The organism is Ruegeria sp. CE12 (assembly GCF_056537525.1).
This window is the reverse complement of record NZ_JBQFRS010000003.1, coordinates 355,261-378,908: the sequence shown is the minus strand read 5'-3', so window position 1 is coordinate 378,908 and position 23,648 is coordinate 355,261. Positions and strand designations below refer to the sequence as shown.

The 23,648-nt window shown below is 58.3% G+C and carries 24 protein-coding genes; 8 read left to right on the top strand and 16 right to left on the bottom strand.

Translation table 11 applies throughout. The annotated features are described in order from the left end of the window. The first annotated feature begins 21 nt into the window (after positions 1-21). Complete coding sequence (lysA, locus tag ACR0IO_RS10570; protein WP_480741483.1) at positions 22-1,287, top strand: diaminopimelate decarboxylase; 1,266 nt, start codon at positions 22-24, stop codon at positions 1,285-1,287. A gap of 36 nt (positions 1,288-1,323) precedes the next feature. Next, a complete protein-coding gene (locus ACR0IO_RS10565) occupies positions 1,324-3,867 on the top strand; it encodes a TIGR02302 family protein (RefSeq protein WP_480741481.1) in 2,544 nt (847 codons plus the stop codon). 15 nt (positions 3,868-3,882) lie between these two features. Here the strand turns inward: ACR0IO_RS10565 and ACR0IO_RS10560 are convergent, their stop codons facing one another. Next, positions 3,883-4,620 (bottom strand): zinc-ribbon domain-containing protein, encoded by a 738-nt coding sequence (locus tag ACR0IO_RS10560; protein WP_480741479.1) that lies wholly within the window; start codon positions 4,618-4,620, stop codon positions 3,883-3,885. 184 nt (positions 4,621-4,804) lie between these two features. Between ACR0IO_RS10560 and ACR0IO_RS10555 the strand changes: the two genes are divergently transcribed. Genes ACR0IO_RS10555 through ACR0IO_RS10540 form a run of 4 tightly spaced genes read left to right on the top strand, consistent with a single transcriptional unit; the run spans position 4,805 to position 7,710 of the window. Continuing rightward, entirely contained in the window at positions 4,805-5,482 is a 678-nt protein-coding gene (locus tag ACR0IO_RS10555) for a cell division ATP-binding protein FtsE (RefSeq protein WP_170332405.1), read from the top strand. Continuing rightward, positions 5,479-6,378 carry a cell division protein FtsX gene (locus tag ACR0IO_RS10550; RefSeq protein WP_480741476.1) on the top strand — a complete coding sequence of 300 codons (900 nt, stop codon included), beginning with the start codon at positions 5,479-5,481 and terminating at the stop codon, positions 6,376-6,378. The genes ACR0IO_RS10555 and ACR0IO_RS10550 overlap by 4 nt, the downstream gene beginning before the upstream one ends. Continuing rightward, a complete protein-coding gene (locus tag ACR0IO_RS10545; RefSeq protein WP_480741473.1) occupies positions 6,378-7,118 on the top strand; it encodes a lysophospholipid acyltransferase family protein in 741 nt (246 codons plus the stop codon). The genes ACR0IO_RS10550 and ACR0IO_RS10545 overlap by 1 nt, the downstream gene beginning before the upstream one ends. Further along, complete coding sequence (locus ACR0IO_RS10540; RefSeq protein ID WP_480741471.1) at positions 7,105-7,710, top strand: pyridoxamine 5'-phosphate oxidase family protein; 606 nt, start codon at positions 7,105-7,107, stop codon at positions 7,708-7,710. Before ACR0IO_RS10545 ends, ACR0IO_RS10540 begins: the two co-directional genes overlap by 14 nt. A gap of 9 nt (positions 7,711-7,719) precedes the next feature. Here ACR0IO_RS10540 and ACR0IO_RS10535 read toward each other — a convergent pair whose 3' ends face one another. Continuing rightward, the gene (locus tag ACR0IO_RS10535) at positions 7,720-8,313 is read right to left on the bottom strand and encodes an NAD(P)H-dependent oxidoreductase (protein WP_170332399.1); all 594 of its coding nucleotides are present in this window, start codon (positions 8,311-8,313) and stop codon (positions 7,720-7,722) included. Between the two features lie 101 nt (positions 8,314-8,414). On the opposite strand from ACR0IO_RS10535, the gene ACR0IO_RS10530 reads away from it, so the two are divergent. Further along, a complete protein-coding gene (locus tag ACR0IO_RS10530) occupies positions 8,415-8,993 on the top strand; it encodes a TetR/AcrR family transcriptional regulator (RefSeq protein ID WP_480741469.1) in 579 nt (192 codons plus the stop codon). A 21-nt stretch (positions 8,994-9,014) separates the two neighbouring features. Here the strand turns inward: ACR0IO_RS10530 and lpdA are convergent, their stop codons facing one another. The 13 genes from lpdA to mdh form a co-directional block, all read right to left on the bottom strand. After that, positions 9,015-10,403: a dihydrolipoyl dehydrogenase gene (lpdA, locus tag ACR0IO_RS10525; RefSeq protein ID WP_480741468.1), complete on the bottom strand. Its 1,389-nt coding sequence runs from the start codon at positions 10,401-10,403 to the stop codon at positions 9,015-9,017. Positions 10,404-10,493: 90 nt separating this feature from the next. Further along, positions 10,494-10,883 (bottom strand): MAPEG family protein, encoded by a 390-nt coding sequence (locus tag ACR0IO_RS10520; protein WP_480741466.1) that lies wholly within the window; start codon positions 10,881-10,883, stop codon positions 10,494-10,496. An 81-nt stretch (positions 10,884-10,964) separates the two neighbouring features. After that, positions 10,965-11,234: a hypothetical protein gene (locus tag ACR0IO_RS10515; RefSeq protein WP_155149827.1), complete on the bottom strand. Its 270-nt coding sequence runs from the start codon at positions 11,232-11,234 to the stop codon at positions 10,965-10,967. Positions 11,235-11,236: 2 nt separating this feature from the next. Continuing rightward, positions 11,237-12,751: a 2-oxoglutarate dehydrogenase complex dihydrolipoyllysine-residue succinyltransferase gene (gene odhB / locus ACR0IO_RS10510; protein WP_480741464.1), complete on the bottom strand. Its 1,515-nt coding sequence runs from the start codon at positions 12,749-12,751 to the stop codon at positions 11,237-11,239. Positions 12,752-12,754: 3 nt separating this feature from the next. Next, positions 12,755-15,712 (bottom strand): 2-oxoglutarate dehydrogenase E1 component, encoded by a 2,958-nt coding sequence (locus ACR0IO_RS10505; RefSeq protein ID WP_480741463.1) that lies wholly within the window; start codon positions 15,710-15,712, stop codon positions 12,755-12,757. Then, the gene (locus ACR0IO_RS10500; protein ID WP_480741461.1) at positions 15,709-16,284 is read right to left on the bottom strand and encodes a DUF805 domain-containing protein; all 576 of its coding nucleotides are present in this window, start codon (positions 16,282-16,284) and stop codon (positions 15,709-15,711) included. Before ACR0IO_RS10500 ends, ACR0IO_RS10505 begins: the two co-directional genes overlap by 4 nt. Next, entirely contained in the window at positions 16,281-16,820 is a 540-nt protein-coding gene (locus ACR0IO_RS10495) for a DUF805 domain-containing protein (RefSeq protein ID WP_480741458.1), read from the bottom strand. The genes ACR0IO_RS10500 and ACR0IO_RS10495 overlap by 4 nt, the downstream gene beginning before the upstream one ends. Next, positions 16,817-17,314, bottom strand: coding sequence for a DUF805 domain-containing protein (locus ACR0IO_RS10490; RefSeq protein WP_480741456.1), 498 nt, complete (start codon positions 17,312-17,314; stop codon positions 16,817-16,819). Before ACR0IO_RS10490 ends, ACR0IO_RS10495 begins: the two co-directional genes overlap by 4 nt. Before the next feature lie 121 nt (positions 17,315-17,435). Further along, on the bottom strand, positions 17,436-18,317 hold the full coding sequence (gene sucD / locus ACR0IO_RS10485; protein ID WP_117870362.1) for a succinate--CoA ligase subunit alpha: 882 nt from the start codon (positions 18,315-18,317) through the stop codon (positions 17,436-17,438). Positions 18,318-18,330: 13 nt separating this feature from the next. Further along, positions 18,331-19,158: a glycosyltransferase family 25 protein gene (locus ACR0IO_RS10480; RefSeq protein WP_480741454.1), complete on the bottom strand. Its 828-nt coding sequence runs from the start codon at positions 19,156-19,158 to the stop codon at positions 18,331-18,333. A gap of 196 nt (positions 19,159-19,354) precedes the next feature. Beyond that, on the bottom strand, positions 19,355-19,900 hold the full coding sequence (locus ACR0IO_RS10475) for a hypothetical protein (protein WP_480741451.1): 546 nt from the start codon (positions 19,898-19,900) through the stop codon (positions 19,355-19,357). A gap of 4 nt (positions 19,901-19,904) precedes the next feature. Further along, a complete protein-coding gene (sucC, locus tag ACR0IO_RS10470) occupies positions 19,905-21,098 on the bottom strand; it encodes an ADP-forming succinate--CoA ligase subunit beta (RefSeq protein WP_155149840.1) in 1,194 nt (397 codons plus the stop codon). Positions 21,099-21,418: 320 nt separating this feature from the next. Further along, positions 21,419-22,381, bottom strand: coding sequence for a malate dehydrogenase (mdh, locus tag ACR0IO_RS10465; RefSeq protein WP_155149842.1), 963 nt, complete (start codon positions 22,379-22,381; stop codon positions 21,419-21,421). A 161-nt stretch (positions 22,382-22,542) separates the two neighbouring features. Here mdh and ACR0IO_RS10460 point away from each other — a divergent pair, with 161 nt between their 5' ends. Then, complete coding sequence (locus tag ACR0IO_RS10460) at positions 22,543-23,298, top strand: sulfite exporter TauE/SafE family protein (protein ID WP_170332378.1); 756 nt, start codon at positions 22,543-22,545, stop codon at positions 23,296-23,298. Positions 23,299-23,301: 3 nt separating this feature from the next. Here the strand turns inward: ACR0IO_RS10460 and ACR0IO_RS10455 are convergent, their stop codons facing one another. Further along, positions 23,302-23,601 (bottom strand): hypothetical protein, encoded by a 300-nt coding sequence (locus ACR0IO_RS10455; RefSeq protein WP_480741447.1) that lies wholly within the window; start codon positions 23,599-23,601, stop codon positions 23,302-23,304. Positions 23,602-23,648: the final 47 nt, after the last annotated feature.

Genomic DNA, 23,648 nt, shown 5'->3' with positions numbered 1-23,648 from the left:
TTTCAGTCTAAGCGCGCTGTCATGGATCACTTTCTTTACCGCGACGGCGCGCTTTACGCCGAGGATGTACCGATCTCCGAAATCGCTGCTGCGGTCGGAACGCCATTCTATGTCTACTCGACTGCGACACTGCTGCGCCATTTCAAGCTGTTCGATGATGCGCTGGACGGTACCGATCACCTCGTTTGTTACGCGATGAAGGCGGCCAGCAATCAGGCAATCCTGAAGACGCTGGCACAGGCGGGTGCGGGAATGGATGTGGTTTCGGGCGGTGAGTATCTGCGCGCCAAAGCGGCCGGAGTGCCCGGTGACAGGATCGTGTTCTCGGGCGTTGGCAAGACAGCAGATGAGATACGCACCGCGCTGAGCGGCGGCATCCGCCAGTTCAACGTCGAATCCGAGCCTGAGATGGAAGTGATCAACGCTGTCGCTTTGGAGTTGGGTGTGGTTGCGCCGATCACCGTTCGGGTGAATCCGGATGTGGATGCCAAGACCCATGCCAAGATCGCGACGGGAAAATCAGAGAACAAGTTCGGCATTCCAATTGCCCGCGCATCCGAGGTCTATGCCCATGCCGCCAGCCTGCCCGGCCTCGAGGTGATTGGCATCGACGTCCATATTGGCTCGCAGCTGACCGAACTGGAGCCCTTCGAGCTGGCCTATACCAAGGTAGCTGAACTGACAGAAAAGCTGCGCGCCGAAGGTCACAACATCCGCCGCCTCGATTTGGGGGGCGGGTTGGGCATTCCCTATACCCGTTCCAACGATGCGCCACCGCTGCCGGTGGAGTATGGTGCACTGATCAAGAAGACACTCGCTCATCTGGACTGCGAGATCGAGATCGAACCCGGTCGTTTGATTGCCGGGAATGCGGGTTTGATGGTCAGCAAAGTGATTTATGTGAAATCCGGAGAAGGTCGTGACTTCCTGATCCTCGATGGCGCAATGAACGATCTGATCCGTCCAGCGATGTACGAGGCGCATCACGATATTGTGGCAGTGCAGGAGCCTGCTCCGGGCGTTGAACAGCAACCTTATGACATCGTGGGGCCGGTCTGCGAAACGGGTGATACCTTTGCCAAGCAGCGCAACATGCCACCGCTGAAATCCGGTGATCTGATCGCCTTTCGAAGCGCGGGCGCATATGGCGCGGTAATGGCCAGCGAATACAATACACGTCCGCTGATCCCAGAGGTTCTGGTAAACGGCGATCAATTCGCAGTAATTCGTGAACGGCCAAGCTTTGACGAAATCATAAACCGCGATACCATACCTTCGTGGCTTTGACGCGATGAACGCGCGGGCCCGATCAGGAGGCCCGCCTTGACCGACAGATCAAACCTGCCAATTCCCCGATTGTCCCTGTGGCTGACGCACGCAGGGATGCTGGCCGAGCAGGTTTGGCGCGCATTCTGGCCGTTTTTTTCGCTGGCAATGGCCATTTTGGCCGCTTTGATGCTGGGTCTGCAGGATCATGTCGGTATTGAAATTGTCTGGGCCGTAAGTGCGCTGGCGGTGCTAGGGCTTCTGGTGGCAGCAGTTTGGGGAATCAGACGATTCCATATCCCGACGCGTGCCGAAGCGCTCGTGCGGTTGGATGAAACCCTGCCCGGTCGTCCCATTCAGGCCTTGCTGGATGATCAGGCCATCGGTGCAATGGATGCCGATTCTGTCGCGCTCTGGCATGCGCACCAGACACGCATGGCGCAGAAGGCCTCGGAGGCAAGTGTCGTCAAACCGGATCTTCGGCTGGCTTCGCGCGATCCTTACGCTTTGCGCTACGCAGCTTTGCTGGCGCTGGTCGTGGCGTTCTTTTTCGGGTCGTTCTGGCGCATCGGATCAGTTGCCGAGATGACGCCGGGAACAGCCACGGCGGGTCAGGGACCGACATGGGAAGGATGGGTCGAGCCTCCGCGCTATACCGGTTTGCCTACATTGTATCTGGCCGATCAGACAGATCCGACGCTTTCGGTGCCTCAGGGTAGCCGCATAACATTGCGCTTCTATGGGGAAGTCGGGGCGCATACCCTGACCGAAACCGCGTCCTCGACAGGGATTGAGGCTGCGACAGAACCGGAACAGGATTTTGTTGCCGAACGCACCGGTCAGTTGCGCATTGATGGTCCGTCTGGGCGGGATTGGGCACTAAATGTCATTCCGGACACCCGGCCACAGGTCGCCGTATCCGATATCGCCGAGGCCGAAGCGGGTGGTCAGATGAAACTGCCCTTTACCGCCAGTGACGACTACGGTGTGGTATCGGGGTCTGCCCGGATTGAGCTTGATCTGGAGTCTGTGGATCGTCGCTATGGCCTGACCGCTGAGCCGGAACCGCGCGAGACGATCACTGTCCAGCTGCCGATGCCAATCACCGGGGATCGTACCGAATTTGAAGAGGATCTGATCGAGGATTTCTCTCAACACCCTTGGGCGCATCTACCGGTCAGGATTACCCTTTCTGTTCGTGACGCATCTGATCAGCATTCGGAATCCGAACCCTATCTGACCGCATTGCCTGCGCGCCGTTTCTTTGACCCACTTGCATCGGCGGTGATCGAACAGAGACGCGATCTGCTTTGGGCTCGTGACAACTCTGGTCGTGTCGCGCAGATATTACGGGCTGTTTCGCATCGTCCCGAAAGCCTCTTCCGGTCCGAGACGGCTTATCTTCGCCTGCGCGTGCTGCTGCGCAGGCTTGAGACTTTTGATGAATTCGGCCTGAAGCCCGAACAGCAAGCCGAAATTGCTCAAGCGCTTTGGGATCTGGCGATTCTGATTGAAGAGGGGACTCTTGCTGATGCGCTGGAACGCATGCGCCGTGCGCAAGAGCGTTTGACCGAGGCCATGCAGAACGGCGCTAGCGACGAAGAGATTGCCGAACTGATGCAGGAGCTGCGCGACGCGACGCAGGATTATCTGCGACAGCTTCAGCGTCTGGCGCAGGAAAACGAAAGCGACGAAGGCCAGCCCGGGCAAAACGGTGAATCGCTGCAAATGACGCAGGATGATCTGCAGCGGATGATGGATCGTATTCAGGAGCTGATGGAACAGGGCCGTATGGCCGAGGCGCAGCAAGCTTTGGAAGAGTTCCAGCAGATGATGGAGAACATGCGTGTCACCCAAGGTCAGGGTGAGGGCGGTCAATCCGAAGGTCAGCAGGCAATGGAAGGGCTCGCCGAGACTCTGCGCGAACAGCAGGGCCTGAGCGATCAGGCTTTCCGCGATTTGCAGGAACAGTTTAATCCGGGTGCGCAGGCGGGTGAAAACACCGGTAACGAAGGCCGTTCGGGTGGACAGGGCCGGGGTCAGAGTCACGAAGGCCAGGGTGGTCAGGGACAAGGTGCTGACCAGCAGGGTGGCGAAGGTCAACAGGGTCAGGGAACGCTGGCGGACCGCCAGCAGGCTCTGAGAGACGAACTGAGCCGTCAGGAGCAAGGCCTGCCCGGTGCAGGAACGGAAGAGGGCGAAGCTGCCCGCGAGGCGCTGGGCCGCGCAGGTCGCGCCATGGACGAGGCAGAAGAAGCGCTGCGCAGCGAAGATCTGGCCGAAGCCATCGATCGTCAGTCCGAAGCGATGGAAGCACTTCGCGAAGGCATGCGTGCGCTGGGTGAAGCCATGGCCCAGAACCAGCAAAACCAACCCGGTCAGGGCACACAGGAAGGCGATATGCAGGCCAACAACCGCGATCCGCTGGGTCGCAATCCGGGCGCGGCCGGTTCGATTTCAACAGATGAGAACCTGCTACAAGGCGAAGACGTCTATCGCCGCGCACGTGAATTGCTGGACGAAATCCGTCGTCGGACAGGCGAGACCGACCGCCCGAAAATCGAACTGGAATACCTCAAGCGTCTGCTTGAACGGTTCTGATCAGAGATTCTGGAATTATTGCGAAGCTGAACCCGCCTGCGTCTCAAGCCAGATACGGGCCTGGTCCACCAGCGACACGTAAGACTGCAACGCAGGTTCGGCTTGTGGAACCGCGTCGCTGATCTGTGATGCATTACCGTAGACCAGGAACAGAATCACGCCGATCACGAGGATCAGCACAAACCCCCGTACAAACCCGCTGGATTTGCGTGGTGCGACTTCGGTTTCCGCTGATGGGTTATCGGTCTCATCGGAACGCAGGCTGGAATTGATGGCCTCGACATCCGGTAACACGTCCTTGTGCCCGGCATCCTCTGCCGTTTCGGTCGTCGTGGGCTCTTTGGCCTCCACTTCGGGCTCTTCGGCCGGAGGATCCAGTGCCAGATCCGGTTGGCTTTCCAGCCCCGAGCCTTCCTGCGCCCGCAGTTCCGCTTCGCGGGCTGCTTCCTGCTGCAGGATATTGGCCACAGCGGGATCTACATTGCCGCTGCTTTCCTTTGGTGGTTGGGCTTCTTCTGCCGGCGCGGGTTCAGGCTCTGCCTCGGGGGCAGGGGCTTCAGCGGCGACCTCTTCGTTTTCGGTCTCTTCGACACTCTCATCTTGTGCCGGAGTGGCCTCAGCCTGTGGCTCAGGATATTTGGCCTGAAACCATGTCTCTTCACAATTGGAACATTGTACGTCTCGGCCTTCTTCTGGAATGACCTCGTCCGGAACCTCGTATTGGGCACTACACTTCGGACATGTTAGACGCATACTGCCTCCCCGGCCTGCCTGTCGGCCTGATAGTAGTTTTTTCAGGGATGATATTCCGTTAAGAGCCAACAGCAAAGCGCGTTTTTGGTCTCAGGACACAAGTGTCACCAATTGGACTCGGCACGGGCATTGAAACCAAGGCCGCGCTCGGGCAAGAAGAGCGGCAGAAAATATGGGGACAGGCGTGATCGAGCTGGAAAATGTCAGCTACAGCTATGGCGGAGGAGAGCTGCTCAGCGATGTTTCGGTGCAGTTGCAACCGGGGTCGTTCCATTTTCTGACCGGACCATCCGGGGCCGGCAAGACGACTTTGCTCAAGCTTTGTTATGGCGCCTTGCTGGCCACATCGGGGCGTATCAGCGCCTTTGGTGAAGACATAGCGGGCCTAGATCGGGATCAGATGGCCTTGCTGCGCCGCCGGATCGGGGTTGTGCATCAGAACTGCAACTTTCTGGATCACATGACTCTGTCCGAAAATGTTGCCCTGCCGCTGATGGTTGCAGGACGTGCACAGGATGCGGAACAAGACAACCTAAATGAGTTGCTGAACTGGGTTGGGCTGGGAAACCGGCTGGAGGCTCATCCGCCGGAATTGTCAGGTGGTGAGCGCCAGCGTGCCGCCTTAGCACGTTCGCTTATCTTGTCGCCCGATGTGGTTCTGGCGGACGAACCAACCGGCAATGTTGATTGGGAAATGTCCCAGCGCCTGTTGCGCTTGTTGGTCGAACTCAACCGCATGGGCAAAACCGTTCTGATCGCCACTCATGACCTCAGCCTGATCCGTGCGGCCAAAAGCCAGGTTCAGGCCCGCGTTTTGCGGATTTCGCAGCGCCGGCTGCAGCTGGCGGGGGCGGACCTATGAGCAATGGTGACATCCGAACGCTGCTGCGCCGCGACACGCGGGCCGACCGGGTGGTTCCACCCACCGGTTTTACTGCGCAGCTGACCCTGTTTGTATCCGGTGCCATGGCCTTTCTCGCGGTCTTTGCGTTGGCATTGTCGCTGGCATCGGGTCGGTTAGCCGACCGTTGGGCCACCGAACTTGCGGGTGCTGCCACCTTGCGTATCAATGCACCGGCAGAACAGCGCGCGGCCCAGACCGAAGCGGCCTTGAATGTGCTGCGCCAGACACCGGGCGTGGCTTCCGCGCGGGCCCTGACATCCGAAGAACAGGCAGCGCTGCTGGCACCCTGGTTCGGGCCTGATCTGCCCCTGGACACTCTGCCTATTCCGCAACTGATCGAGATCGTTGAAGGCGAACCCGGTCTGGACGCCATTGGACTGCGACTCAGGCTTGGCGCCGAAGTCCCCGGCGCGGTACTGGATGATCATACCAGATGGCGTGAACCACTGGTTGACGCGGCCATGTCGCTACGGCGGCTGGGCTGGATTTCCATCTTGCTGATTGGCGGGGCAACGGCGGCGATGATCACACTGGCGGCCAATTCGTCCCTCGCCGCCAATGCGCAGATCATTGAGGTATTGCGACAGGTCGGTGCCCGTGACCGCTTCATCGCGGGAGCTTTTGTACGGCGCTTTACCTATCGTGCGTTCTTTGGTGCTGCAGTTGGTACGTTGCTGGGGATGTCTGGTGTGTTGCTTCTGCCCGAGGCATCCGATGCGGGCGGCTTCCTGACCGGACTGGGCTTGCAGGGAATGGGCTGGCTTCTGCCTGCCGCTATTCCGCTGCTCGGGGCCACTGTTGCCTTTTTTGCCACCTGGTCCGCAGCCCGTCGCAAGTTGAAGGAACTTTCGTGATGCTCATGGCCATTCAATGGGTACGTTCGCTGATCTTCATGATCACGATTTATATCTGGATGCTGATCCTTGGATTGGTCTTTGCCCCTTATGCGATGTTCGCGAAACGTGGCGCGCTGCAGGCCTGCAAAACCTATGCGCGCACCACAATCTGGCTGGCCCGCTGGATGGTCGGAATTCGCAGTGAAGTGCGCGGCCCCGTTCCGACCGGAGAGGTGGTGATTGGTGCCAAGCACCAGTCGTTTCTCGATATCATCATGATCTTTGACGCTATCCCGCACGGCAAGTTTATCATGAAACGAGAACTTCTGTGGACCCCGATCATCGGCATGTATGCGCGCCGCCTTGGCTGTATCCCGGTTAACCGAGGCAAGCGCGGAGCGGCTGTGGCCAAGATGGTCAAGGATGTGTCCCGAGAGTTTGCGGAACCCGGTCAGCTGGTGATCTATCCGCAGGGAACCCGGGTCGCCCCCGGGGTCCATAAACCCTACAAGGTTGGCACGGCCGTCCTGTATGAAGGGCTGGGTTTTCCATGTGTACCGGCAGCCACGAATGTCGGCGTGTTCTGGCCCCGTACAGGTATCATGCGCAAACCCGGGCATGCGATTGTCGAATTTCTTGATCCGATTGAGCCGGGGGTCAATCGCAACGAATTCCTTTCTCGTCTGGAAGACGTGATTGAAACACGCTCAAACGATCTGATGCGCGAAGTGGGGTTTGATCCGGATGGAGTTCATTAAAGATATTGCCGCGCTTGAGGCGTTGTATGGCAAACCCGGGGCGCCAGCGCTGCGTAAGGTCGCGCACCGCCTGACGCCGCTTTATCGCAAATGGATCATGGCCTCGCGCCTGTGTGTGCTCAGCACGGTGGGTCCTGAAGGCGTAGATGGCAGCCCGCGCGGCGATGATGGTCCGGTGGTTCTGGAACTGGATGCAGGTACTCTGGCCATGCCTGATTGGCGTGGGAACAACCGGCTGGACAGTTTGCGCAACATTGTGCGCGATCCGCATGTATCGCTGATGTTCATGGTTCCGGGATCAAACAATGTGGTGCGTTTGAACGGAATGGCACGCTTGACCACAGATGAAGGTTTGCGCGCGCGGTTTGAGAAAAACGGCAAGCTCCCAGCTACTGTGATTGTCATAGAAATTGCTGAAATCTACACCCAATGTGCCCGGGCTCTTATGCGTGCACGCACCTGGAGCAGCGGTGATGAAACCGCCGATCTGCCGACGGTTGGCGAGATCCTCGCTGAGGCCTCGGAAGGGGAAGAAGGCGGCGCCAGCTATGATCAGGAATGGGGTGCCCGCGCCGCCAAGACGATGTGGTAGGCGCGCTGCTCAAACTGCAGCCGCACCGATTTTGGCTACTTTTTCAATCCAGCGCTCCACATTGCCCGATTTGGGATAGCTTGCACCCGCGAAATAGGTGAAGCGGGTGGGTTTAAAGCCAACAAAGCCGAGTATCTGATCCCGGACCTGCCGGATAAGCGCCTGACGATAGATCAGCCGCATGAACCAGCCGGGCGTGTCGGATGTCATAATAACTCGCGCTGTGCGACCGGTGAGCATCGGAGCAGGAAATCCAATCTTGGTCGTGTTTCGGGTATCGAACGTGCGTCCGGGGATGAACATCCGGTCGATCAGGCCCTTCAGTTTGGCAGGCAGACCACCCCACCACATAGGGGTCGTCAGGACCAGATGATCGCTCCATTCGATGTCTTGCAGTACCTGCTCAAGCACGGGCTCCAGTGGTTTAAAGTCGTGATAGTTGCCTTGACCGAAATCGTGATCGAACTGCAGATCGCTCAGATGAACCATTCGGACGTCATGACCCGCCTTACGCGCTGCATCGCTGTATGTCTGGGCAAAGGTACGGGACAGGCTGGTTTCACCTGGGTGACCGTCGAGGATGAGAACTTTCTTGGGTTGCATCGGGATTCTCCAAAAATGACCGCGGTCAGTTTATAGAATCAATAATTGACCATGGTCAATATTAAATTTGACCGCGGTCAAAATTCGTGCGAACAACCCTTATGCAAAAACCGATTCAAAAAAGAACCCTGAAGACGCGCGCACGCCTCTTGTCCGCCGCTGAGGACGTTGTGCAGCGCAATGGATACGAGGCATTGCGGGTCGAAGAAGTGGTTCAGGCTGCCGGTGTCGCCAAGGGAACCTTTTTTGCGCATTTCCACGACAAGGACGCGCTGATGGAAATCCTGATGGGCGAAAAGCTGAGCGCCTGTTTTGATCAGGCTGAGAGCGGGCCTGATCCCAAAACTGTGTCCGAGATCATAGCGGCATTGGAGCCTGTCCACAGTTTCATGACATCGGAACGCTATGTCTTTGATCTGCTGTTAAGGTATTCAGGTGCCACGGGAATCGCCGAGATCGGACCAATTGCCCATTGTTTCGAGCGGTACTTCCGTCTGGTATCCGGCTGGTTGGAACATGCGACTGTGCGGCAGGATGTATCACACGATCTGCTTGCCGAAGGCGTTCAGGCCTTTTCCATACAGGCCATGTCCCTGCAGTTTTGCGCGCTGCATGAGGCGCAGAGCTTTGCCGATCGACTGGAAGTCTATCTTGAGGCATGGTTGACCCCGGCAACCTGACGGCTGCCGGGATCGGGAAACTCAGCTGTGGATCGGTCCGTCGCCACAGGCAAGCGCAGCTTCGCGTACGGCTTCGGAATAGGTCGGGTGGGCGTGGCAGGTCAGGGCCAGATCCTCGGCTGATGCACCGAATTCCATTGCGACGCAGACCTCGTGGATCAGATCACCCGCTGCTGGGCCGATGATATGCGCGCCCAGGATACGGTCGGTCTCCTTGTCGGCGAGGATTTTCACAAACCCATCGGTCATCAAGTTTGCCTTGGCGCGGCCATTGCCCATGAACATGAACTTGCCGACCTTATAGGCGCGGCCCTGTTCCTTGAGCGTCTCTTCGGTCTCACCAACATTGGCGACCTCGGGCCAGGTGTAGATCACGCCCGGAATGACGCCATAGTTCACATGGCCATGTTTGCCCGCGACCTGCTCGGCGGCAGCCATGCCTTCATCCTCAGCCTTGTGCGCCAGCATCGGGCCTTCGGTTACATCGCCGATGGCATAGATACCCGGCACGTTGGTTTGCCAATCAGCGCCAACCTTAATCTGGCCGCGTGGTGTCATCTCAACACCCAGTGCCTCCAAGCCCAGACCATCCGAGAATGGTTTACGCCCGGTTGCGACCAGCACGGTGTCGGCGTCGATCACATGCTCGCTGTCATCCTTGCGCAGTTTGTATGTCACCTTTGCCTTGGTCTTGGTGGCCTCGGTCTTTTGCACTGCAGCACCCATGACGAATTTCAGGCCCTGCTTCTTGAGGATACGCTGGAAGGTTTTCTGAACCTCTGGATCCATACCCGGCGTGATGACGTCGAGGAATTCGATCACGGTCACCTCAGCCCCCAGACGCTGATAGACCGAGCCCAGTTCCAGCCCGATGACACCTGCACCGATGACCACCATCTTTTTCGGGATCTTGTTCAGTGACAGCGCACCTGTCGAGGTTACGACGACCTTTTCGTCCACCTCTACACCGGGCAGCGACGATGGTTCCGATCCCGAAGCGATGATGATGTTTTTCGCTTCGTGAACCTCATCACCCACCTTGACCTTGCCAGCGGCAGGGATCGACCCCCAACCTTTCAGCCAATCGATCTTGTTCTTCTTGAACAGGAATTCGATGCCCTTGGTGTTTCCGTCGATCACCTCGTCCTTGTAGGCCTGCATCTGTTTCCAATCGACTGAGGGGCTTTTGCCCTTCAGACCCATCTTGGCAAAGTTATGCTCAGCCTCGTGAAGCTGATGGCTGGCATGCAACAGGGCCTTGGACGGGATGCAGCCCACGTTCAGACAGGTGCCGCCCAGTGTTTCACGCCCCTCGACCACAGCCGTCTTGAGCCCCAGCTGGGCACAGCGGATGGCGCAGACATAGCCGCCGGGACCGGCGCCGATTACGATAACGTCATAGTTTGCCATATGTCAGGTCCTTATCGTTTGCGGGGATGGCGGCAGTACCGATTGCGCCAGGGCCGTTCCCCTTATGATTAATCTATGCCGGTGGCCGTCTCAAAGAACAGCAGCCAGCAACATTGCGGTGGTGGCCAGCAGACCAACGATCCAGATCACCGTACGCCAGGGTGTCCAGCCGAACGCATAGGCCGGGACGTATAGAATTCGGGCGATCAGATAAATCCAGCTGCAGGCGGCGGTAAATCCGCTGGATTGCCCCGAGACCGTCAGGACAAGTGCCGCGATTCCAAACAGAACCAACCCTTCGGTATGGTTGCTGAGCGCGCGATGCAGACGGCCACAGACACCGGGTTTGTCAAATGGGGTATCCCGTGGGCCAATGGCGTGGCCTAGGTCGATTTTGCCATGACCCGCAGCCAGGTAGGCCGTGAATTGAACCACCCAGAGCAATCCAGCAAGGGTCAAAACGGTAAGCTCCGTGGTCATCCGTCAGTTCCCCCTGAGTTGGTACAAATCATCGGATTACGAGTGAACTTCGCGCCCCTGAATGAGGCGCGAATGCGGATTTCAGACAGGATCAAGCACCTTGATCTGGATGTGAGCAACCCCACCACGTTCGTGATGCATCGCCAGCTCCTCGGATTCCATGAAATCCTGTGCGCGATCCAGATCCGTGATCTCGAACAGCGCGACGGCATGGTCCTTCTGATCCGGGTCTTTCCAGATGTGAAGATCGCGAATGCCCGCGGCCTCCCTCATCGGTTTGTCTTCCTGAAACACCTTCAGCCAGACATCGAAATCGGCCACATCGGCCTGCCAGAGTACATGTGTCGCCATGATTACAGATCCATCAGCAGGCGGCGCGGATCTTCCAGCGCCTCTTTCACGCGAACAAGGAAGGTCACGGCGCCTTTACCGTCAACGATCCGGTGGTCGTAAGACAGGGCCAGATACATCATTGGACGGATCTTGATTTCGCCATTGATGACCATCGGACGGTCCTGAATCTTGTGCATGCCCAAAATGCCGGACTGCGGGGGGTTCAGGATCGGCGAGGACATGAGCGAGCCATAGACACCACCGTTCGAGATGGTGAACGTGCCGCCCTGCATCTCGGCCATGCTCAGCTTGCCTTCGCGGGCGCGTTTGCCTTTTTCGGCGATAGCTTTTTCGATGGCCGCAAATGACATGCTGTCAGCATCGCGGATGACCGGCACAACCAGACCCTGCGGCGTGCCAGCAGCCACACCCATGTGAACGAAGTTCTTGTAGATGATGTCCGTTCCGTCGATCTCGGCGTTGACTTCGGGAACCTCTTTCAGCGCGTGACAGCAGGCCTTGGTGAAGAATGACATAAAGCCCAGACGTACGCCGTGCTTCTTCTCGAACTGGTCCTTGTACTGATTGCGCAGGGCCATCACCTCGGTCATGTCCACCTCGTTGTAGGTGGTCAGGATCGCAGCAGTGTTTTGCGCATCTTTCAGACGCTTTGCGATGGTCTGGCGCAGGCGTGTCATGCGGACACGTTCCTCGCGGGCCTCGTCCTCGGCCGCAACTGGTGCGCGTGGGGCCTGAGCTGCAGGGGCGGGCGCTGCTGCAGGCGCAGGGGCCGCAGCCGTTGCAACGGCACGCGCAACATCTTCTTTCATGATGCGGCCATCACGACCGGTACCTGTGACCTGATCTGCCGACAATCCGGCCTCAGCCATGGCTTTCTCGGCAGAGGGGGCATTTGCCACGTCCTTGCCGGTGCTTGCCGTCGCGGCTGGTGTAGCAGCCGCAGCCGCCACTGGTGCTGCAGCGGCACCCGCTGCTGAACCTGAGATCACCGCCAGTTTCGCCGTTGCATCTACAGTTGCACCTTCCGGGGCCACGATCTCTGCCAGAACACCTGCTGCCGGAGCGGGAACCTCGACCGAGACCTTGTCGGTTTCCAGTTCACACAGCATCTCGTCCTGCGCGACGCTGTCGCCTACCTGTTTGAACCATGTCGAAACGGTTGCCTCGGTCACCGACTCGCCCAGGGTAGGCACCATCACGTCAACACTGCCACCCGAGGCGGCGGGTGCTGCGGCCGGGGCAGGCGCAGCAGCAGCGGGCGCAGGAGCCGCGCCTTCGCCAGCGGCAATGGTTGCCAGCAGGGCATCGACACCAACGGTTTCACCTTCGGCGGCCACGATCTCACCCATCACGCCGGCGGCGGGCGACGGAACCTCGACTGTGACCTTGTCGGTCTCCAGCTCACACAGCATTTCGTCCACGGCAACTGCGTCGCCGGGTTTCTTGAACCATGTCGCAACCGTGGCTTCGGTTACCGACTCGCCAAGCGTGGGAACACGAACTTCAATCGACATCGTTTACTTTCCTTCAATGCTCAGCGCTTCGTTCACCAGCGCTTCTTGTTGGGCTTTGTGTTGGCTGGCCAGACCCGTCGCGGGCGAGGCCGATGTTGCGCGACCGACATAGCGCGGCCGTTTGTGATCGGCGCCGATACGGGTCAGCACCCATTCGATATTGGGCTCGATGAATGTCCACGCGCCCTGGTTTTTCGGCTCTTCCTGACACCAGACGATTTCTGCCTGTTTGAAGCGTTCCAGCTCATTGATCAGAGAGTGCGCAGGGAACGGATAGAACTGTTCGATCCGCAGCAGGTAGACATCGTCGATGCCGCGCGCATCACGTTCTTCCAGCAGGTCGTAGTAGACCTTGCCCGAACACATCACCACACGCTTGATCTTGTCATCCGCAACCAGCGTGGTGTCCGAGTTGCCCTTCTGCGCGTCATCCCACAGCACCCGGTGGAAGCTGGAGCCGGTGGTGAAATCCTCGGCCGTGCTGACGGCCAGTTTGTGGCGCAGCAACGATTTGGGGGTCACCAGGATCAGCGGCTTGCGGAAGGTGCGGTGCAGCTGACGGCGCAGGATGTGGAAGTAGTTCGCAGGCGTTGTACAGTTCGCCACGATCCAGTTGTCCTGACCGCACATCTGCAAGAACCGCTCAAGCCGCGCGGATGAGTGTTCGGGGCCTTGCCCTTCGAACCCGTGTGGCAGCAGGCAGACCAGCCCAGACATGCGCAGCCATTTGCTTTCGCCCGAGCTGATGAACTGGTCGAACATGATTTGCGCACCGTTGGCAAAGTCGCCGAACTGCGCCTCCCACAGGGTCAGCGCGTTGGGTTCCGCCAGCGAGAAGCCGTACTCGAAACCCAGAACCGCATATTCGCTGAGCATCGAGTCGATGACTTCGTAATGCGACTGGCCCGAGCGGATGTTGTTCAGGGGATAGTACCGTTCCTCGGATTCCTGATGGATAAATCCGGAATGGCGCTGACTGAACGTTCCGCGCGTCGCATCCTGCCCAGAGAGACGCACCGGATAGCCTTCGGTCAGCAAGGAGCCAAATGCCAACGCTTCACCAGTCGCCCAGTCAAATCCTTGACCGGTCTCAAACATCTGTTTCTTGTGATCGAGCAGACGGCCGACAGTCTTGTGCAGGGCAAACCCTTCGGGCGCGCGGGTCAGGGCATTCCCGACCTCGGCCAGAGTTTCCGGTGCAATGGCGGTGTCGCCGCGTACGTATTCTTCCTTGTTCTTGTCCAGATGTGACCAGCGTCCGTCCAGCCAATCGGCCTTGTTAGGCTTGTAGTCCTTGCCGGCCTCGAACTCATCGTTCAGATGAGCCTGGAAGGCGGCTTTCATGTCCTCGATCTCACCCTCGGGGATCAGGCCGTCCTTGACCAGACGCTCGGTATAGAGGCTGAGCGTGGTCTTATGGGTCTTGATCTTCTTGTACATGATCGGGTTGGTGAACATGGGCTCATCGCCCTCGTTGTGACCAAACCGGCGATAGCAGAAGATGTCGATGACCACGTCCTTGTGAAACTTCTGGCGGAACTCAGTTGCGACCTTGGCCGCATGAACGACCGCCTCGGGATCGTCGCCGTTCACGTGGAAGATCGGCGCCTCAACCATCAGTGCAATATCCGTCGGATACGGGCTGGAGCGAGAGAAATGCGGCGCAGTAGTAAAGCCGATCTGGTTGTTCACCACAATATGCATGGTGCCGCCGGTCTTGTGACCGCGAAGACCCGACAGACCGAAGCCTTCGGCCACAACACCCTGACCGGCAAAGGCCGCATCACCGTGCAGCAAAATGCCCATCACTTTAGTGCGATCCGTATCGTTCAACTGGTCCTGCTTGGCGCGGACCTTGCCCAGAACAACCGGGTTCACGGCTTCAAGGTGCGAGGGGTTCGCAGTTAGCGACAGGTGAACCGAGTTTCCGTCGAACTCCCGATCGCTGGAGGCACCGAGGTGATATTTCACGTCACCCGATCCATCCACATCCTCGGGCTTGAAGCTGCCGCCCTGGAATTCGTTGAAGATGGCGCGATAAGGCTTGCCCATCACGTTGGCCAGAATGTTCAGACGCCCGCGGTGCGGCATACCGATCACGATATCCTCGACACCCAGCGCGCCACCGCGCTTGATGATCTGTTCCATCGCGGGGATCAGCGCTTCGCCGCCGTCCAGACCAAAGCGCTTGGTGCCCATGTATTTCACATGCAGGAACTTTTCGAACCCTTCGGCCTCGACCATCTTGTTCAGGATCGCCTTACGTCCTTCCTTGGTAAAGGCGATTTCCTTGCCATACCCCTCGATCCGCTCTTTCAGCCACGAGGCCTCTTCCGGGTTCGAGATGTGCATGTATTGCAGCGCGAACGTGCCGCAATAGGTCCGTTTCACGATCTCGACGATCTGCCGCATTGAGGCCATCTGCAGGCCCAGCACGTTGTCGATAAAGATCGGGCGATCCATATCCGCATCGGTGAAACCGTATGTTTTCGGGTCCAGCTCAGGATGCGTGCTGGCGGCGCGCATGCCCAGCGGGTCCAGATCGGCGGCCAGATGTCCGCGAATACGATAGGCCCGGATCAGCATCAGCGCCCGAAGGCTGTCCAGCACGGCGCGTTTGACCTGCTCCTCGCTGACCTCAACACCTTTGGCGGCGGCCTTGTCCTTGATCTTCTTTCCGGCGGCCTTGGCATCGACCTCGGCCCATTCCCCGGTCAACGCACCCGTCAGATCATCGGTCGGCATCGGAGGCCAGTCGGTGCGCGCCCAGGATGGTCCCTCGGCCTCTTTCTGCACATCCGGTGTGGCGTCACCCATTTGCCTGAAAAATTCGGCCCAGGCGGCATCTACCGCATTCGGGTCCTTTGTGTACTGGGCATAAAGCTGCTCCAGATATTCGGCATTATGCCCCTGCATAAAGCTTGAGGCATGAAAGGCTGAGTTGGGCGAATGTTCGGTCATTGGGTTACCTCATATGGGTTGGGACCGTATTTGTTTTGGCCAGGTTGCGATTTTGCGCAGAGCCAGAAGAGCAACATCAGGAACGATGCAAAGACTACGAGAGCGAGGATTGCTGTGCCCGTTCCCCCTTGAACTGTCACGTGGCCAGTAGCTGCAAGGGCTTCCACCATTGCGGTCCAGCCGATGGAGCTAAGGACCAAGGACAGGGCCGTCACCATTGTGAGGCCAAAAGGGGCGAGCACCCACCAACCACTAAGGCCGGTATCATGCAAACGACGCCATGCCACTGCTAGCCCGGGCAGAAAAACCAGGAGGGAAAAGGCCGTCCCCACGAGCCCTCCATTGTAACTGTGCCTGAGGTTTCTCTGGACACTTTGACTGCCATCCGCTGCAAACACGGTTTCTTCGGTGACAATGATCTCAGGTCCGAACAAAGCAGAATTCACAAGCATCAGAATGACCGAAACGAGCAGGAAGAATAGCCAGAAATACCAGTACTCGGCGCGCGATGCGCGGCCTGAGAACGTGATGTACTTTCTAAAGCAAGTCTTGACGGCCTGTCTGAAACTCATTGCGCGACCTCATATGGGTTGGGACCGTATTGGTTGGCGCCTGGCTGGCTGGGGCGGGTCAGCCACCACAGAACCAGAAGGGGCGACACTGCCAGAACCAGCAATGTCGGAATGACGATAAGCAGTGTGGCCCGCGTGAACAGGATGTCCAACGTGCCACCGTGAAACTGGCTGGCGATGCCAATGCCAAAGATCAGAACGGCAAACGCGCCCACAATCAGCAGGATCGGGAGCAGGGCATAAAGCCCGCTGCGACCGGTATCATGCATCCGCCGGAACGCCACCGCCAGATGCGGGATGAAGACGATCAGACCGACGATGCTTTGGACCGGTTGCCGGGACGTGGCGGCAACGGATTTGACCTCATCCGTTTGGGTGACCGAGACCTGTGTGAAGAACTGCCAGTCGATGATGCCAGCAATGATGTTCCAGATCACGATGAACAGGAAAAAGAACCAGTATTCGGGCCGTGAGGCACGACCAGAGAAAGTGAAAAATTTGGAGAAACAGGTGCGGATGGCGTCGGAGAAGGTCATGCGGGCACGTCTCCGCATGGCACACCAAATCTATTACTCTTGGGCTCAGACGCGACAAGCATCATTCCCACGATGTTTGCTGTTATCATCACACTCGCTAAGATTGCCGCCAGAAAAACTGGCCCAAGGGTCAGAAATGCCAAGATCAGCCACAAAACCGGTCCACCTATCAGCAAACTAAACCCCAAGCAGACCTGATATCCGAGCCAGACGAGGATAATCAGCAAAAAAGGATACACGGCTTGCTGACCCTCTTCGCCAGTATCCTGTAACCGTCGGCTCATAGCCGAAAGCAAAGGGGTAGAAGCCGCCATTACCAAAAGCAACTGCACACTTCCCCATCCTAAGGAAACGCGCCAGTCAATGTTCAATGCTACAGCCAGCGGCAGCACGGCAGCCACGGGCGCGAACCACCAGAACTCGGTGCGCGTTGCTCTGCCCGAAAAGACAAAGGCTTTTCTGAAACCCGTCGATATGGCGTGTTTTGGTCCCATCAGCACCCACCCGCCCGGCGTGAACGCCGGGCAGCGCCCGACCCTCCCCCCGGGAAGGTGCTTTCAGCTCCCACCCAGGGTCGCGCGCTGCGCTCAGCGCTTTTGGAGGGACGGATTGCCATTACCCAATCGCTTCCAGCACAGCCTCACCCAGCTGCGCCGGGCTTTCGGCCACGACGATACCGGCCGAGCGCATGGCTTCGATCTTGTCCTCGGCACCGCCCTTGCCGCCGGCGACAATGGCGCCCGCGTGGCCCATGCGGCGGCCCGGAGGGGCTGTGCGGCCTGCGATGAAACCGGCGGTCGGCTTCTTGCGGCCCTTCTTGGCCTCATCCGCCAGGAACTGGGCGGCTTCTTCTTCGGCCGAGCCACCGATCTCACCGATCATGATGATCGACTCGGTCTCGTCATCGGCCAGGAACCATTCCAGCACGTCGATATGCTCGGTGCCTTTGATCGGGTCACCGCCGATGCCCACACAGGTGGACTGGCCCAGTCCTACGTCAGTTGTTTGTTTCACGGCCTCATAAGTCAGGGTGCCGGAACGCGACACAACACCGACCGAGCCGCGCTTGTGGATGTGGCCGGGCATGATGCCGATCTTGCAGGCATCCGGCGTGATGACACCGGGGCAGTTCGGGCCGATCAGACGCGAGCTTGAGCCTTCCAGCGCGCGCTTCACCTTCATCATGTCCAGAACCGGGATGCCTTCGGTGATGCAGACGATCACTTCCATCTCGGCGTCAATCGCTTCGAGGATCGAGTCTGCCGCGAAGGGCGGAGGAACGTAGATCACACTGGCATTGGCTTCGGTCACATGCTTGGCTTCGTGGACCGAGTTGAACACGGGCAGGCCCAGATGCTCCATTCCGCCTTTGCCGGGGGTCACACCGCCGACCATCTTGGTGCCATAGGCGATGGCCTGTTCAGAGTGGAATGTACCCTGCGAGCCGGTGAAGCCCTGACAGATGACCTTGGTGTTTTCGTCGATGAGGACTGCCATGTTGTCCCTTTCCTTAGGCGATGCTGGTTTGATTGGGTTGCGCGTCCGGCAGAACCTGCGGCGCGTAAGTAATTTTTTCGAGCGTGGCGCGACCAAGCGCCAGATTGGCGATGGTGCGGGCTCCGCCATCGATTTCGGCAATGCCGCGCCGGATCTTCTGGCGCAGCAGGGGCCAGCCCTTGGGGCGATGGCGCGGCGAGCCCATCTGATGCTCGCCGGGCGCCTCATTGCCCTGTTCGACCATAGCGGGGATCACCTGATAGGTGTTGATCTGGCGCGCAGCGGCCGACGCCGACGGGTTGAACAGCAGGCCATCCAGCGTGATGTCAAACGGCTTCTGCGCCAGAAAGTGCTGTGCCGCCTTGCGGGTCAGGGCATAGGCCGCGCCACCGGGGTGTCGCGACTTCATCAGCCGGATCTCGCGCCCCAGATGGGATTGGCGTTTCCGCCCGAGCGCCACATACAGCTTGGTGCTGCGCCAGCGTTCAAACCGAACGATATCCGCATCCTCGGGCCACCAGGACGGATCGTTGAGCCATGTCGCCAGTTCAGGCGTCAGGAACACGTCATCTTCCAGAATCAGTGCTTGCTCGGCACCCGAGGCAATCACCGCTTCCCACGCCTTGGCATGGCTCAGTGTGCAAGCCATGTCCTTGGTCTGAAAATATCCCCAGGGTCCTTCGCTGCTGCAATCGCGCAGGAAATCCTCGCGGGTTGCGGCATCGCAGTCGACTGCATTGACCCGCGTTGCCGACAGGCCTGCCTTTTGCAGTTCCTGTTCCATCAAACGCGCCCGCCCGGTGGCGCGTTCGAGGCCTATGAGGAAGATGGGGATGCTCATGGGGTTACGTTTCCAGTCAGATCAGGCAGTCCGCATCCAATGCAATCTGTTTTGAGAGCCGGTAAAGCCCTGACAGATCACTTTGGTATTTTCGTCGATGTGGACTGCCATTTGGCGTTCTCCTTCGAATTGGGTGGGTATTTTCCGTTGGCATTCGTTCAAGAAGGCGAAAGTGCTTTCGCCTTCTTGTTGAGCATCAATTGTAAATGTACTCATCAACCTCTTCCCGGGTTGCCGGTTTTGAGATCAAAACGATGTGCCGAATTTGACCACTTTTTTGATTGACTTCGTATGTCATGACGCTGCCGTTTCTGAGTTGATACGCATAGGCGAATCTGGAGCTCGGAAATTTTTCACGGGGTTTGCCACCTGTGCGTTTTGTAGCTTCCTGCAAGAAAAGAGTGCCAATTTCGGCGCTATTCTCTGATCCAAGAAATCCAACGCCGCATGCTGATTTGTCCCCAAGCTCTGCCGACGTCACCGTCAGCAATTTTTCACCAGGTGCTTTGTAGGCTGTGATGCCTCCTTTTTTCTCAGCAGGGGTCAAGCCACGTTTTTCTACGACGCTTGGGAAACTATCAAAGTTCGGAAGTGTTTTCAGACAAGCGTCAGTAAAGAGCTGAACAGGTTGATTGGTTTCCGAGAGCGAGAAAGATGCGGTGGCAATCCTTTCTGGCGAGGGCGCGCAGCCAGCCAGGGCAACCGCACATGCCAGAATTGTAGTTTTGATACCAACTATCACAAACTTAACCCTTAACCGCCTTTACGATCTTTTCGGCACCGTCTTTCAGGTTGTCCGCCGCAATCACGTCCAGACCCGAATTGTTGATGATCTCTTTGCCTTTCTCGACATTCGTGCCTTCCAGACGTACGACCAGCGGTACTTTCAGACCAACTTCTTTCACCGCAGCTACAACGCCCTCGGCGATGACGTCACAGCGCATGATGCCGCCGAAGATGTTGACCAGAATGCCTTTGACCTGCGGGTCTGAGGTGATGATCTTGAACGCTTCGGTCACTTTCTCTTTGGTCGCGCCGCCACCCACGTCGAGGAAGTTGGCAGGCTCAGCCCCGTACAGCTTGATGATGTCCATCGTGGCCATCGCCAGACCTGCCCCGTTGACCATGCAGCCGATCTCGCCATCCAGCGCGATGTAGTTCAGGTCGTACTTGGAGGCTTCCAGTTCCTTGGGGTCTTCCTCGGTGGTGTCGCGCAGTTCGGCGATGTCGGGGTGGCGGTAGACCGCATTGCCGTCAAAGCCCAGCTTGGCGTCCAGTACCTTCAGGTCGCCGCCTTCGGCTACGATCAGCGGGTTGATCTCCAGCATCTCCATGTCCTTCTCGACGAAGGCCTTGTACAGCTGACCCATCAGCTTGACGCATTGCTTGACCTGTGCACCTTCCAGGCCCAGCGAGAACGCAATGCGGCGGCCATGGTAAGGCTGATATCCGGTTGCCGGATCGACCGAGAAGGACAGGATCTTCTCAGGGGTTTCAGCGGCAACTTCTTCGATGTCCATGCCGCCTTCGGTCGAGCAGACGAACGAGATGCGGCTGGTCTGACGATCCACCAGCAGCGCCAGATACAGTTCGCGTTCGATTCCTGAACCGGCTTCGATGTAGATGCGGTTGACCTGCTTGCCTGCCGGACCGGTCTGATGTGTGACCAGTGTGCGGCCCAGCATCTTTTTGGCTTCTTCAGCGGCTTCTTCAACCGACTTGGTCAGACGAACGCCGCCCTTTTCACCGGCATCGGCCTCTTTGAACGAACCTTTGCCGCGACCACCTGCGTGGATCTGTGCTTTGACAACCCAAAGCGGGCCATCCAGCTCACCTGCTGCGGTTTTGGCTTCTTCGGCGCGCAACACGGCGCGACCATCGGACACCGGTGCGCCATAGCTGCGAAGGAGGGCTTTGGCCTGATATTCGTGAATGTTCATCGAAACTGTCCCGTCTGACTGCGATTTAACCGATATAGGCGTGTCTAGCGGGTAAGTTTAAAGGGTTTTTTGATGAAAAAGAGGTTTTTCACGAAGATTTTCAGTATTTGTGATCACAGGTTTTTTGCGTGTGATCACAAAGTGTCGTGAGGGTTGGATTTGATTCGAATGCCCGGATACTGCTTGAGAAAACACATTCAAAAAAGGCATTTGCGGCGTTTGCGCCAACATTCACGACCCGCGCATTGATCGGGACTGTGACTTGCCAAAAGAAAACCGGCCCAAATCAGGGCCGGTCTCAGAATACTTAGACGTTGAACTTACGCCAGCGAGCTGTCGATGCCCTTGCATGCTTCGATCAGGCCTTTGACTGCGTTGACCGAGTTGTCGAAACCGGCCTGCTCGTCTTCGTTCAGCTTGATGTCCACGATCCGCTCGACGCCACCGGCACCGATGACGGTTGGAACGCCTACATACAGACCGTCGACGCCCAGCTCACCGCTGCAGTATGCGGCGCAAGGCAGTACGCGCTTCTGGTCTTTCAGATAGGCTTCGGCCATTTCAATCGCCGAAGTGGCAGGCGCGTAGTAGGCCGAACCGGTTTTCAGCAGGCCAACGATCTCGGCACCGCCGTCACGGGTGCGCTGAACGATAGCGTCCAGCTTGTCCTGCGTGGTCCAGCCCATCTCGACCAGATCGGGCAGCGGGATACCGGCAACGGTTGAGTAACGGACGGATGGTACCATCGTGTCGCCGTGGCCGCCCAGAACGAAGGCGGTGACGTCGCGCATAGAAACGTTGAACTCTTCCGACAGGAAGTGTGCGAAACGAGCCGAGTCCAGAACGCCTGCCATGCCGCAGACTTTGTTGTGCGGCAGGCCCGAGAATTCGCGCAGAGCCCAGACCATCGCATCCAGCGGGTTGGTGATGCAGATCACGAATGCGTCGGGTGCGTGGGCTGCGATGCCTTCGCCAACCGACTTCATGACTTTCAGGTTGATGCCCAGCAGGTCATCGCGGCTCATGCCCGGTTTACGCGCAACGCCGGCGGTGACGATGCAAACATCTGCACCTGCGATGTCGGCATAGTCGCTGGTGCCGGACATGGACGCATCGAACCCTTCGGAGGGGCCGGATTCAGCGATGTCGAGCGCTTTGCCCTGCGGCAGCCCGTCAGCGATGTCGAAGAGGACAACGTCACCCAGTTCTTTGACAGCTGCAAGATGCGCAAGCGTGCCGCCGATGTTCCCCGCGCCGATCAGCGCAATCTTGGGTCTGGCCATTTGGAATATCTCCGGTCGGTTTTGAAATCGCGGTTTTGCTAGTCGTTAAAACGGCATCGTGCAAGGGTTCTGCGACGCGGCATGCGACCGCATACCGTTTGCAAGTGTCATGCTGGTTGCGCTAAAGGGCTTGCGAAACAAGCCGTTTCCGGGGCCGGGCCATGTTCGAATTGAACCTGATGTTTTTTGCTGTGGCGATCCCGGCCGTGATCTTTGCAGGCATTTCAAAGGGCGGGTTCGGGTCCGGCGTGGCCTTTGCGTCCTCTTCGATTCTGGCGCTGATTTTGGAACCCGGACAGGCACTTGCCCTGATGCTTCCGATCCTGATGGTCATCGATGTGGCGACGCTGGGACCCTATTGGAAACGCTGGAGCTGGCCGGATTCCCGATTGCTGATGCTCGGTGCCGTGCCGGGTGTGGTACTGGGCGCGTGGCTCTATCGCGCGACCGATGATGATCTGTTGCGTCTGCTGATTGGAGGGATATCTGTCGGCTTTGTCGTCTGGCACATCGCGCAGACCAAGGGTTGGGTGCGCGGCTTTGCCAACCGGTTGCCGCCTCCTGCGGGCTTGTTTGCCGGCCTGGTTGCGGGGTTCACCAGTTTTGTCAGTCATGCAGGTGGCCCGCCCGCCGCTGTCTATCTGCTGTCGCAACGCCTGTCGAAGACCGAATTTCAGGCCACCACAGTGCTGGTTTTCTGGGTCATCAACATCGCGAAATTCGTGCCTTATGCCTATCTGGGGATGTTCACATGGCATACGGCATGGGCCGATTTGCTGCTGACGCCGTTTGCGATCCTAGGGGCTTGGCTGGGCGTACGGGCACATTTCATGCTGTCCGAACGCCTGTTTTTTGGCATCGCCTATGTCCTGCTGACCTTGACCGGCAGCAAGCTGATCTGGGACGCTCTGACCTGAGCTTTAGACATTCGGCGGCAGTACTTCGGCCATCGCCTCATAGGCCTGACCCGAGGCCACCAGGCAGGTCATCCCATCCGGCAACGTCACCGTGATCGTCCAGCTTCCGCTTTGGTCCGAGGCATAAACCTCCATCACCGCGCCCCGGCGCGCGATGCCAATTCCCTGACGGGTTTCGCCATAGGTTTCGGTCAAACGCTTGATCACCTCATCCCGCGGCGCACAATTGCGGGCCTGGACCTGTTGCGCGGCCAGAACCATTATTCCAAGGCCCATCGTCATCTTGAACAGCGTCTTTTTCATCTCTGACCCCTTTCGATCCCAACTGGCATTCAGGCTGCCGCGACCAG

What these genes read in the sequence shown, in the direction of transcription:
- ACR0IO_RS10530 (WP_480741469.1), top strand. Translation starts at nt 8,415, where the DNA reads ATGCAAAAACCGATTCAAAAAAGAACCCTGAAGACGCGCGCACGCCTC.
- mdh (WP_155149842.1), bottom strand. Translation starts at nt 22,381, where the DNA reads ATGGCCAGACCCAAGATTGCGCTGATCGGCGCGGGGAACATCGGCGGC.
- lysA (WP_480741483.1), top strand. Translation starts at nt 22, where the DNA reads ATGGATCACTTTCTTTACCGCGACGGCGCGCTTTACGCCGAGGATGTA.
- odhB (WP_480741464.1), bottom strand. Translation starts at nt 12,751, where the DNA reads ATGTCGATTGAAGTTCGTGTTCCCACGCTTGGCGAGTCGGTAACCGAA.
- lpdA (WP_480741468.1), bottom strand. Translation starts at nt 10,403, where the DNA reads ATGGCAAACTATGACGTTATCGTAATCGGCGCCGGTCCCGGCGGCTAT.
- ACR0IO_RS10535 (WP_170332399.1), bottom strand. Translation starts at nt 8,313, where the DNA reads ATGCAACCCAAGAAAGTTCTCATCCTCGACGGTCACCCAGGTGAAACC.
- ACR0IO_RS10520 (WP_480741466.1), bottom strand. Translation starts at nt 10,883, where the DNA reads ATGACCACGGAGCTTACCGTTTTGACCCTTGCTGGATTGCTCTGGGTG.
- ACR0IO_RS10480 (WP_480741454.1), bottom strand. Translation starts at nt 19,158, where the DNA reads ATGAGCATCCCCATCTTCCTCATAGGCCTCGAACGCGCCACCGGGCGG.
- ACR0IO_RS10460 (WP_170332378.1), top strand. Translation starts at nt 22,543, where the DNA reads ATGTTCGAATTGAACCTGATGTTTTTTGCTGTGGCGATCCCGGCCGTG.
- ACR0IO_RS10560 (WP_480741479.1), bottom strand. Translation starts at nt 4,620, where the DNA reads ATGCGTCTAACATGTCCGAAGTGTAGTGCCCAATACGAGGTTCCGGAC.
- ACR0IO_RS10515 (WP_155149827.1), bottom strand. Translation starts at nt 11,234, where the DNA reads ATGGCGACACATGTACTCTGGCAGGCCGATGTGGCCGATTTCGATGTC.
- ACR0IO_RS10505 (WP_480741463.1), bottom strand. Translation starts at nt 15,712, where the DNA reads ATGACCGAACATTCGCCCAACTCAGCCTTTCATGCCTCAAGCTTTATG.
- ACR0IO_RS10495 (WP_480741458.1), bottom strand. Translation starts at nt 16,820, where the DNA reads ATGACCTTCTCCGACGCCATCCGCACCTGTTTCTCCAAATTTTTCACT.
- sucC (WP_155149840.1), bottom strand. Translation starts at nt 21,098, where the DNA reads ATGAACATTCACGAATATCAGGCCAAAGCCCTCCTTCGCAGCTATGGC.
- ACR0IO_RS10490 (WP_480741456.1), bottom strand. Translation starts at nt 17,314, where the DNA reads ATGGGACCAAAACACGCCATATCGACGGGTTTCAGAAAAGCCTTTGTC.
- sucD (WP_117870362.1), bottom strand. Translation starts at nt 18,317, where the DNA reads ATGGCAGTCCTCATCGACGAAAACACCAAGGTCATCTGTCAGGGCTTC.
- ACR0IO_RS10550 (WP_480741476.1), top strand. Translation starts at nt 5,479, where the DNA reads ATGAGCAATGGTGACATCCGAACGCTGCTGCGCCGCGACACGCGGGCC.
- ACR0IO_RS10500 (WP_480741461.1), bottom strand. Translation starts at nt 16,284, where the DNA reads ATGAGTTTCAGACAGGCCGTCAAGACTTGCTTTAGAAAGTACATCACG.
- ACR0IO_RS10455 (WP_480741447.1), bottom strand. Translation starts at nt 23,601, where the DNA reads ATGAAAAAGACGCTGTTCAAGATGACGATGGGCCTTGGAATAATGGTT.
- ACR0IO_RS10545 (WP_480741473.1), top strand. Translation starts at nt 6,378, where the DNA reads ATGCTCATGGCCATTCAATGGGTACGTTCGCTGATCTTCATGATCACG.
- ACR0IO_RS10540 (WP_480741471.1), top strand. Translation starts at nt 7,105, where the DNA reads ATGGAGTTCATTAAAGATATTGCCGCGCTTGAGGCGTTGTATGGCAAA.